Origin of the sequence: Bacteroides neonati (genome assembly GCF_000499785.1) — a bacterium.
Lineage (GTDB): Bacteria > Bacteroidota > Bacteroidia > Bacteroidales > Bacteroidaceae > Bacteroides > Bacteroides neonati.
Genome location: NZ_HG726022.1, coordinates 146,380 through 155,604 on the forward strand (window position 1 = coordinate 146,380; position 9,225 = coordinate 155,604).

A 9,225-nucleotide genomic window follows, 5' to 3' on the forward strand; every position below is an offset into this window, starting at 1 on the left:
TTGTTATATTCTAACCGTTTCTTTTACCGCATACATTCCATAGGAGTGATTATGGTTGAGACTTTTCTATACTAAAATCATAAATCGGCATTCCGATCGTTTCGCTACTAAGCTCTTCTCCCTGATACACAAATCCATATTCTCCAGTTGTGAGAGGGTGTTCGGTCGTAACCAAAAATGATTTGCTGTCAATTGGAATTATTGTGCATGGTATTATGTCTGTCGGATAAACCCTATACCTTACTCCAGATAAAAGCTTTTCCTTTTCAATTCTTAATGCTCTTTTCTCTTTTGATTGAAATAGTCTGGCAAGAACAAACTTTTGTGGGTTGTCTGCATATACAAATGACTTATTTTTTAGCATAAGCTTAAAATCGGATGGAGTCATTTTATGGTCACTATTGGGGTCTACAAAGAAAAACAGAAAGTCTACAGCCCCTCTGAATCTATTGTGTTCTGAATACGGCTTATCGATATATAATACCGCGCTTGGCCTCTCAAATGCAAGAACTGAGAAATCTGCTTTCGCATCGCAAACAATAGACGGTGTAACTCTTTGCAGTACCTTTGTTTTATCGCGCATATACAATCCGAGCTGCAATGAATCGCTATTGTTTTGCGCATTAACAGATGTAAATGCAATTAGGAGATATAGTGCTATTGTTATTCTCATTTTCAGTATGTATGTTATCGGTTTTTTCTTTTGATGACCACTCCTGTTAATTTGAGACCTAATCCATTCTGTGCTGTTGGTGGTATTTCAATTATAGAAAAACTAATAATACCATCACCACCTATGCTTTTTGCTTTATCGCACATTTCATTACACATGTTTGTGTAATCCACTTTTATATATGTTTCTTCGTATTTTTTTTCAGAATAAGGGTCTTGTATTTTAGATTCCACCTCTTTACCTCTTTTGTATCCAGATAACTCCGTTATAAAAACGCGTCCTATCGTCTCATAATCAAACGGTGCATTATTTGACTCTGTAACGAATATTCCGTTTTTGTTGAATATGGAATAATCCAAGAAGTTGGTACTTTTATAATGTCGCTGTGTTGTACCGCAAGAAGATAGTAGAATAACGATAAAAAGAGACTTGAAAATAAAAGAAGAAATATGTTTCATTGGTGCATGTTTTAAGTTTAAAATCTTTTCACATTAACTAGTACTTGAAATATTGCCTTAATCATGGATATCGGAATATCCTGAGCAGCGTATTCAGGAGATGGATTAGACGGTATTAATTTTATAAAACCCTCTTTTTCTGACTTAGACATGCGCTTTACCGTGCGATAATCATCCGTAACTATAGCATACACTTCACCAAATGGGAGGTAGTTTATATTGGACTCATTTACTTTTTTAATGGCCATCATGTCGCCGTGGTTAATTTCTGGCTCCATTGAATGACCAGTTAGATTACACCACATTACACCATCTTTATTGTATGGGGGAAAGTCTATATTATATTCAGGGTTTATCGATTGATCGTTCAATATGAGATCAAACCCACCGATGAAGTCTACATTATAATAAGGACGGCCAGCGGAGTAGCTAACTATTGGGGATGGTTCTTCGGATTTAAACATTGAACCCTCTCCTGTGATGAGCCATTCAATATTGATATCAGTACACAACTTAGCAATTTTTTCTATTACAGAATAACTAGGCTCTCTATTTTTTGCTATGTAATTGTACAACGTTTGTTGTTTTACTCCTATACACTCTGCAAAACCGTTTAATGATTCTCCTGATTCATATATTATGCTTTCAATTCTTTGATTAATAGTCATATAGATGTATGGTTGTATGCGTTCTTATTTATAATATATCTAAATTATTGAAATAGCAACAACATTTGTTGTTTTTGATAAACAAATGTTGTTACTTTGCATTCAGAATTCAACGCCAAACGAAACATAGGTATACAAAAATGGCTGTCTCGGAAGCGTCCGTGATTCTATATCTGCTCAATTAGTCTTTTGCAAATATAGACAGCCTTTTTTGATTATCAAACTATTTCTGACGGTTTTTCATGAATTCAATGCAATTGCGTGGTTGCTATTGCACAGAAAAAGGAAATTCATTAGAGCTCTATCCGAGTAATCGCCAAGCAACCACATTAGGGCGATGAAAGGATGGAGCTTTGTTTTTAAAAAACAAAAGGCTATGGAAGAGATTAAAACAAATCCTGAAATTGGGCAGACGTCATTGTATTTGCCATTATCTGAAACGAAACAAAAGAGAGCTATTGCTTTTATTGAAAGATTATCCGATCCAGAGAGTGCGAAAGATGTGCTGAGTTACCTTAATGAAACAATGAGAACCTTAACTTTTGAAATTTCCGAAACTACTAATCGTAGAAGAGAGCAAGACTACCTAATAGATCAACTATGCAACTTGTCTTGTATCTCAGACGCTATTGAATACTTGGCAGCTATCAAGCCTCTAAACCAATAATGCCATGTTGACCAAAACAGAAATCAGTTTGATAGCAGAAAGAGTAGCTGAAATCGTGCTTGATAAAAATGATGAATTGCTTACTGCTAAAAGTTGTTCTGAATGGCTTAACATCTCAATAGGCGCTCTACATAAACGCTGTGAGAAAGGAAAAATTCCCTGTTATCGGCGTCATGGAGCTTTGTATTTCTCGAAAAAAGAGGTTTCCGCCTACTATATGCAAAATGATAAACCCGCGTCGTGAGACAGCTGATTATAAAAGTGATATAAAGGTGATCCGGATTGGTAGGAGTGATTGCCTAGCCAATCCACTAAAACGAAAATGTATGAAATATATAGAATTTATAATCTACCTGATACTTGATGTATTATTGCTCATCTACTTACTCGCTTATCTTTTCGGGTATGTACCTGAAGCGCCTGGATCTGCAAAGACAATCTTTATACTAATGTGTATTCTTGCGCTAGCCGGCACCCGGATAACTTATAAAGAAGCAAAGGAGGGATAAATGGGAGTTACAATGGAAACAGGAGATGTCCTAATCATAGGCGGGAAAACATTCGTTTCAATGGAACATTACAATAAACTTCAAAAAGAGCTGAAACGAGAAACTAAGATTCTGGAAATTATGATCGAAGAGCGTGAGTACCTGAAGTCGGTAATTTAGAATAAAAACAAAATGAGAATTATATGAAAAAATATCTATTTAACATAGTTTCTGTGATAGCACTATTTGCTGTCGGAATAAGAGTATTTAACCACATACACGCATGGCTTGGTATCATTATCTGCCTGTGTGCTATTTATCCAATTTATAAACTTATTAAATTATTATTGAAAGATGAAACAAAAAATTAAGTTTCTGATGATGGCTTTAGTGGCCATGGTAGTATTCGCTTCATGCGAAAGAGTAGCTCCCAATTATGCCGGTGTGTTCATGGAGAATTACGGCAAAGAAGGAAAGAAGGACTTTTCTATTAAGACAGGTAAGGTTGCTGTTTGGGAGTGGGGCACAGAGTTGTTCCAAGTTCCATTATTCGATCAGCGCGGCAAGTTCGAAAAACCCGTTACACTGAAGGCTGCGGACAACACCGAATTCAATGCCCAACCTTCTTACTCTTACAAAGTAATCAAAGAACGGGCCATTGATGTGGTATTCGACAACAAGCATATCGGGAGCGGTGATGATTTCATGTCATCGCTCGAAGATAATATTCTCGAACCACGGATTTACGATCTTATCAAGGAAGAAAGCCGTAAGCATAAAACTGACAGCTTAATGGCCGATGGTGGTTCTCTTATCTTTGAAAGACGCTTAGAACAGATCATAGACAAGGAGTTTCTGAATAGAGGCTTACAGTTGCTTACTTTCTCCGCTCAACTCGAATTCAGCAAGAAAGTACGTGAAAAGATTGACAGTAGAAATGAGGTTAATACCAATATCTCCGTACTCGATCAGCAGATAGAAGAACAAAAGAAGCAAAACGAGCTAGAGCGGCTAAAGACTGAGCAAGCTCTTATCACTTCCAGAGGGTTAACAAAAGAAATTCTATATAAACGCTTTATTGATAAGTGGGATGGTCAAGCACCATTGTATGGAGTAGTTCCCGAATTCCTCAAGATAACTAATTAGTTTATATCCGCGTGGCGGGTATTCTCTTGCCACGCGGATTATTTCAATAAAAAATTAAGTTTATGAAAACAGACAATAAAAAATTGCAGAGAAGTATAGAAACAGTGATTAACGACCCGGCGTTGATGGATTCAATAAAAAGTAAAATTCCGAACGGTAGTTATTATGCCAATTCGGTTATTGAAGCCGCTGTTGATTTATCTAAATCGCTAGAATCCTTTTACCACGACCCCTTTCTTGGAAACTATGGTTTATATCCGTTTCTGAATGTTATTGAGTATCATTTAGAGGAGGGTGGAGTTATAAGCAGCCCTGTTATTGTTGCATCAGACTTTGATGTTGATTTGTTCGTCGGGCTTATCCGTGATTTGGATATACCCCAAAATGTGAAAAATGAAATAGAGGCACATTTGTCTAAAATCAATACTTCCTATGGTAACCCTCTTAATATTATCTCCGTAGAGATATCTAAGTACATAGATATAGTTAAGTATTTAACCAACAAGCTTAACCAATTAAAAAGTATAAATAATGATTGGTCGATTGTAAGAGACTCCATGTCTCGGCTAGAATATGGAGGTAGCCTAACTATTCAGACAAGCGGTATCCTATCAAAAGAGGAGTTGACACGCAGAATTAAGAGGTGGAATAGAAGACAGGGCAAATCACTACGTAAGTTTATAAGGATAGTGGATTGTTATTTTATTTCGATTATAGTTATTGAGTGTTGTAAACGTAAGTAAAACAAAGACCACTACCGTAATTTGTTTTGGCGACGGTTCCGGTAGTGTTCTTCTTAAGAGCATGGAGGCAAAGATAATGCAAATAAAGATAGGAATTACTATAAATCGACAGAAACGTGATGCTGTAAGGCTTAGAATGAAAGAGCATGGAATAGTTCCTTCCGTGGTTACTGTTTACGGCATATTGCGGCTATTAGACGCATTAGACGGCAATCGGGTATCTCGTATAGATCGTAATTTTGTCAATATGGCTATACGTGAATATAAACCATATGAAGATGAGATTGATATATGTAATACAACTATATCATTCCCTGATTATGTTGCCACCCGAACTGAGCTGGTAAATAGACTTTCTGTACATGGATACCGCTTAGTTCCAATAATCAAGGCGTTCTACAACGTATTATTGAAGTGTCATATAAATTCGATTCCGGTGCGTGATCAAACCAATGGCTTTTTATTGGCGACTATTTCACCGAGAAGAGTTTTAAGCTTAAAAAATAAGCCATTAAGTAATTGTATAACCATGTCATCGGAAGCTCTCGAAGCACTCGAAATTATAGCTAATCAAAATGAAACATCGGTATATCGGATGATGATGCGCGCTGTTGACACGCTTATAAAAATAGAGTTTGACAGAGATGCTTTTATTGAGAATTCAGATATTATACGCGAGAATATCTTGATGTATAACAAAAAAATTATCGGTATGGCTGGAACTGCTTATCTCCATCTGAATGCAAGAGGGTTGAAAAAAGGAATACAGGTATTGGTTTTATTAGAGAAATATGGGATTCCCGGATTGACGGAGTTTTTTCACCGGATTGCCAGATTCATTCTTTTATCTCACTCCGGACAAATACAGCTAACGCGAATTCACGTAAACGACACATCCGATTACAATGAAACACGCATGATTCGAAATGCGTACAGAAAGGAGGTACAGTATGCGACCTCTCGTTAGTGATAGAATGGCTTTTTTGAAACAGCTTGAAGATGCTAAGAAGCCAAATAAGAAGCCGAAATTGAACAAGAATAATAAGAAGTATATCAACAATTGGATTCAATGTAACTATAGTGAGTTAGTTGAGGCTATCTGCTGGAACTTCAATATTGTTAGAAATGGTGGCCAATGTGCTTTTGATTATCTAAATAATTGCATCATCAATATATACAATGACACTTCACTCTCATTTAAAAATCAAAGTGAATGTAATGTGTATATGGAAAAGGAATTGCATTTCCAACGGTTTATTATCAAAGTAAATATAGCATGAATATACTAAAGAATTTAGAAATAGGAGATGTACCGTTTGCACACGGTAATACCGCATTAAGTGCCGTACAATCAAAACACGGTTGCAATAAATGCTTCTTCGACAAAGGAAAGGGTGCCAAGAGTGCCCTATGAGCCATAGTTGTATGGGGCATTTGCGTCCCGATGGAACACCGGTGATTTTCATCGCAAAATAGGATGTATGGAAAGAAGTGACGGATTTATAATGTTGAGCCGTAAATTATTCAGTAGCGACATGTGGGAGACACCTCGGACTTATAGTAGTTGCGAAGCGTGGATAGACTTAATACAGTCAGCACGATTTGAAGCAACACCGCTTACAGCGAGTATCGGTGGTCGTGAGATAACATACGGACGCGGACAATATCCTGCTTCTATTCGTTTTCTGGCAACTAGGTGGAAGTGGACGGAAAAGCAGGTTCGTTTATTTCTAGACAGACTAAAGAAACAAGGGCGTATTACGACCGAATGCAAACAGGGGATGAATGTGGTAACTCTCTGTAAATATGAAGAGTATAACTCATGTAGTAGTACCGTTGGCACAGCAAAAGACACAGCAAAGGGCACAGATACCGAATTGATATTTAAAGAGTTAGAGAACATAAAGGCACAACTAACGGCACAGCAAAGGGCACAGGATGGGCACAGCGAGGGCACAAAGAAGAATAAAGCTAAAACAGAGAAAAAGAAAGATATAATATTATCTAGCGATAATATTTCTGATAACTCTAACGAGTTACCAGTCATAGTACCTCCGCCGGCCTGTTCGATTCCTTTTGGAAAAATCGTTGATATGTGGAATTCTACCTGTACGGGATATCGTCGGGTAATGAAGTTAAGCGATGTTCGCAAAAATAAAGTTCGTATTCGTATAGACGAAATGGGAGGTATTGATAAAGCCATTCCGATACTTCAGTGTCTATTTGAGAAGATGCAGGAAAGTAATTTCCTTCGAGGTGAAAGTTCCAGGGGATTTAAAGCCGATTTTGATTGGGTGTTTACTAATGGCGCAAACTGGATCAAGATATTCGAAGGTAAGTATGATAACAAAAAAGAATTAAATAACAATGGGACAAGTCACAGCAATGTCGGCGCTAGTGCCGAAAGCGATAAAGAGAGCAGAGATAGAGCGTTTGCAGAGCACATTGCATCCAAGTTGGGCGGCGGAGATACGAGATAGATACGAGTCTCCCGAAAACTTTCTAAAGCTGTTTAACCCCGGCATGCAGTCGAAGTATTGCCGATATGTTTCTAGGTGTTTCATGGGTGATGCCCCGGTACTATCCCGACTGCGTATTGCTTATTCTGATAGCCTCGTAGAGTCTTGGCTGGAAATTCAGTTATACGACCTTGCCGAATTTTCCGGGTGTAAAGAAAAGCAGTCCGAAGCACAACGGCAAGAGACAGCAAGACTGATAATAACCAACTTTCACTACCTGAAAGTAACAGAGTTGATGTATTTTTTTCAGCTGTTTAAATCTGGCACGTTTGGTAAGTTCTACGGTGTTGTCGATGGTTTGGCTATAATGGAGTCGCTACGTAAGTTCTTGTCTATCCGTTTAGACGAAATCACTAAGGCAGAGCGTGAAAGGTTAGATGCCGAAAAGGCTGAACGTATGGCTACATGGGCGAAAGAAGCGATAACAAGGGAAGAGTATGAAGAACTTAAATGGTTGTTCAATATGGGATATGAAAAGGGTGTCCACGTGAAGTCATTTAAGTAAATACAATAACCAACTGTTCGGAAATACCGAGTGGTTTAAATCAAATAAAAAAATAGATACATGAAAATAAGATTAGCAGAAAAGATTCTTTATGTTACCTCTATATTTGGAAACTGGGACAGCAATTATCAGCCGTATTCTGTTCCACAACAACAGAAAGCATTGAAGGTGCTGAAGGTTCCAATGAATATCAGGAAATCGATGTTAGAGTACGGGGTATATGGGAAAATTCCAACCGAATACAGGGGATACAGTCCTATTCAGGTGTCACAGGCGATGTTGAAACATAAGATGAACCCTGGGAATATAAAGGAGTATCGCAGGTGTATGAGACAGCTTTTGGATAAATAATCATCTCAAGCCATCCCGGCGCCACATACTGCGTAAGCTGGCTAACGAGGCTGCGCCCTTGTGGTACGGGGTGGTTCAAATCAATTTTAAAAAATGAATGAAACAACAATCAAGGTTCTAAAGCCCAGCATAGACGGCAGGGTTTGTTATTGTCGAGTTCCTATCGCAAGGAAAATTATGGGGACTGGTGCGAGAGATTCCGAAGTATTAATAAACGTCGGCATTCCTGATTCAATGATGGATATTGCGTTCAATTTGGAAACAGGAGCATATTCGTTGGATAGTACTTTAGTCGGAAGTGAGGGGTATTGTGGGGCATTCTCCACAACCAGACTCCTGCAGCTTCTTCCGGCCTCTTTTAATCGTGGTGGTGTACGGATGGGGGTAATGCTTCACCCGGGTGAAACTAACGGCTTTGGTCAGAGTAGTCTTATTGGGGCGGTTGTAGATATGGGAAAAGGGGTAGTCGTTAAGGAATTTGCCGGACACCCTGTATCTGTACTTGTAAGACTAATAGAATTCGCAACGAGAGAATAATATTAATCCAAATCTAGAAGTAAAAGAGGTAAACCATGAATGAATTAGAAAAAGCAGCAGCAAGTATATGTGGCGTGCATCCCGACTGGAGTAAGTTAGAATGTTTCAGAATAGGGTTCAAAGAGGGTGCCCAGTGGCAAGCCAAGCAATCCCCGTGGATCAGCGTAGATGAACGGTTACCAGATGAAAATCAAATGGTGCTCTGCCAAATGAAGTCAAACAATGCAATTGTTAGTGCATATATCTACAAGAATGGGGAAGGCAATCCTCAAACAGCTACTTCCCCATTATTTGAGTTTGAGGATTATCAAGGCTATGAACCGATCCGATGGATGTCAATACCCGAATAGCCTATGTCTACATTAACACGTGACGAGCAGCAACTTAGAAAGATGATAAAGGATGCTACAGGAATGAAGGTTTACAAAGCATCGTTCAAGCCATTAGTATTCAATATCTATTACAGTATT

At 38.3% G+C, this 9,225-nt stretch carries 14 protein-coding genes; 11 read left to right on the forward strand and 3 right to left on the reverse strand.

Annotated elements, in window-relative coordinates:
- Positions 1–49 precede the first annotated feature (49 nt).
- The 3 genes from TY03_RS12560 to TY03_RS12570 are packed head-to-tail and all read right to left on the reverse strand — an operon-like array spanning position 50 to position 1,799.
- Complete coding sequence (locus TY03_RS12560; RefSeq protein ID WP_148335660.1) at positions 50–673, reverse strand: hypothetical protein; 624 nt, start codon at positions 671–673, stop codon at positions 50–52.
- 14 nt (positions 674–687) lie between these two features.
- The gene (locus tag TY03_RS12565) at positions 688–1,131 is read right to left on the reverse strand and encodes a hypothetical protein (protein ID WP_042370500.1); all 444 of its coding nucleotides are present in this window, start codon (positions 1,129–1,131) and stop codon (positions 688–690) included.
- A 17-nt stretch (positions 1,132–1,148) separates the two neighbouring features.
- Positions 1,149–1,799 (reverse strand): LexA family transcriptional regulator, encoded by a 651-nt coding sequence (locus TY03_RS12570; protein ID WP_042370502.1) that lies wholly within the window; start codon positions 1,797–1,799, stop codon positions 1,149–1,151.
- 337 nt (positions 1,800–2,136) lie between these two features.
- Here TY03_RS12570 and TY03_RS12575 point away from each other — a divergent pair, with 337 nt between their 5' ends.
- The 11 genes from TY03_RS12575 (at position 2,137) to TY03_RS12625 (ending at position 9,105) form a co-directional block, all read left to right on the forward strand.
- Positions 2,137–2,466 (forward strand): hypothetical protein, encoded by a 330-nt coding sequence (locus TY03_RS12575; RefSeq protein ID WP_148335661.1) that lies wholly within the window; start codon positions 2,137–2,139, stop codon positions 2,464–2,466.
- Between the two features lie 4 nt (positions 2,467–2,470).
- The gene (locus TY03_RS22450; protein ID WP_148335662.1) at positions 2,471–2,710 is read left to right on the forward strand and encodes a helix-turn-helix domain-containing protein; all 240 of its coding nucleotides are present in this window, start codon (positions 2,471–2,473) and stop codon (positions 2,708–2,710) included.
- A 598-nt stretch (positions 2,711–3,308) separates the two neighbouring features.
- Positions 3,309–4,100, forward strand: a complete 792-nt coding sequence (locus tag TY03_RS12585) for an SPFH domain-containing protein (protein WP_042370508.1) — start codon at positions 3,309–3,311, stop codon at positions 4,098–4,100.
- A 62-nt stretch (positions 4,101–4,162) separates the two neighbouring features.
- The gene (locus TY03_RS12590) at positions 4,163–4,843 is read left to right on the forward strand and encodes a hypothetical protein (protein ID WP_042370509.1); all 681 of its coding nucleotides are present in this window, start codon (positions 4,163–4,165) and stop codon (positions 4,841–4,843) included.
- Positions 4,844–4,904: 61 nt separating this feature from the next.
- The gene (locus TY03_RS12595; RefSeq protein ID WP_042370510.1) at positions 4,905–5,810 is read left to right on the forward strand and encodes a hypothetical protein; all 906 of its coding nucleotides are present in this window, start codon (positions 4,905–4,907) and stop codon (positions 5,808–5,810) included.
- 309 nt (positions 5,811–6,119) lie between these two features.
- Positions 6,120–6,257, forward strand: a complete 138-nt coding sequence (locus TY03_RS22460) for a hypothetical protein (protein ID WP_154663597.1) — start codon at positions 6,120–6,122, stop codon at positions 6,255–6,257.
- 67 nt (positions 6,258–6,324) lie between these two features.
- Positions 6,325–7,323, forward strand: coding sequence for a hypothetical protein (locus TY03_RS12605; protein ID WP_042370514.1), 999 nt, complete (start codon positions 6,325–6,327; stop codon positions 7,321–7,323).
- 82 nt (positions 7,324–7,405) lie between these two features.
- Positions 7,406–7,867 (forward strand): DUF6633 family protein, encoded by a 462-nt coding sequence (locus TY03_RS12610; protein WP_042370516.1) that lies wholly within the window; start codon positions 7,406–7,408, stop codon positions 7,865–7,867.
- A 60-nt stretch (positions 7,868–7,927) separates the two neighbouring features.
- On the forward strand, positions 7,928–8,218 hold the full coding sequence (locus TY03_RS12615) for a hypothetical protein (protein ID WP_042370519.1): 291 nt from the start codon (positions 7,928–7,930) through the stop codon (positions 8,216–8,218).
- A gap of 93 nt (positions 8,219–8,311) precedes the next feature.
- Positions 8,312–8,755 (forward strand): hypothetical protein, encoded by a 444-nt coding sequence (locus TY03_RS12620; protein ID WP_148335663.1) that lies wholly within the window; start codon positions 8,312–8,314, stop codon positions 8,753–8,755.
- A 35-nt stretch (positions 8,756–8,790) separates the two neighbouring features.
- Positions 8,791–9,105 (forward strand): DUF551 domain-containing protein, encoded by a 315-nt coding sequence (locus TY03_RS12625; RefSeq protein ID WP_052332487.1) that lies wholly within the window; start codon positions 8,791–8,793, stop codon positions 9,103–9,105.
- The last annotated feature ends 120 nt before the right edge of the window (positions 9,106–9,225 follow it).

Excerpts from the sequence above, each read along its gene's own strand:
- TY03_RS12575 (WP_148335661.1), top strand. The coding sequence starts at position 2,137 with ATGAAAGGATGGAGCTTTGTTTTTAAAAAACAAAAGGCTATGGAAGAG.
- TY03_RS12570 (WP_042370502.1), bottom strand. The coding sequence starts at position 1,799 with ATGACTATTAATCAAAGAATTGAAAGCATAATATATGAATCAGGAGAA.
- TY03_RS12565 (WP_042370500.1), bottom strand. The coding sequence starts at position 1,131 with ATGAAACATATTTCTTCTTTTATTTTCAAGTCTCTTTTTATCGTTATT.
- TY03_RS12625 (WP_052332487.1), top strand. The coding sequence starts at position 8,791 with ATGAATGAATTAGAAAAAGCAGCAGCAAGTATATGTGGCGTGCATCCC.
- TY03_RS12560 (WP_148335660.1), bottom strand. The coding sequence starts at position 673 with ATGAGAATAACAATAGCACTATATCTCCTAATTGCATTTACATCTGTT.
- TY03_RS22450 (WP_148335662.1), top strand. The coding sequence starts at position 2,471 with ATGTTGACCAAAACAGAAATCAGTTTGATAGCAGAAAGAGTAGCTGAA.
- TY03_RS12605 (WP_042370514.1), top strand. The coding sequence starts at position 6,325 with ATGGAAAGAAGTGACGGATTTATAATGTTGAGCCGTAAATTATTCAGT.
- TY03_RS12620 (WP_148335663.1), top strand. The coding sequence starts at position 8,312 with ATGAATGAAACAACAATCAAGGTTCTAAAGCCCAGCATAGACGGCAGG.
- TY03_RS12595 (WP_042370510.1), top strand. The coding sequence starts at position 4,905 with ATGGAGGCAAAGATAATGCAAATAAAGATAGGAATTACTATAAATCGA.
- TY03_RS12590 (WP_042370509.1), top strand. The coding sequence starts at position 4,163 with ATGAAAACAGACAATAAAAAATTGCAGAGAAGTATAGAAACAGTGATT.
- TY03_RS12610 (WP_042370516.1), top strand. The coding sequence starts at position 7,406 with ATGGGTGATGCCCCGGTACTATCCCGACTGCGTATTGCTTATTCTGAT.
- TY03_RS12585 (WP_042370508.1), top strand. The coding sequence starts at position 3,309 with ATGAAACAAAAAATTAAGTTTCTGATGATGGCTTTAGTGGCCATGGTA.
- TY03_RS12615 (WP_042370519.1), top strand. The coding sequence starts at position 7,928 with ATGAAAATAAGATTAGCAGAAAAGATTCTTTATGTTACCTCTATATTT.
- TY03_RS22460 (WP_154663597.1), top strand. The coding sequence starts at position 6,120 with ATGAATATACTAAAGAATTTAGAAATAGGAGATGTACCGTTTGCACAC.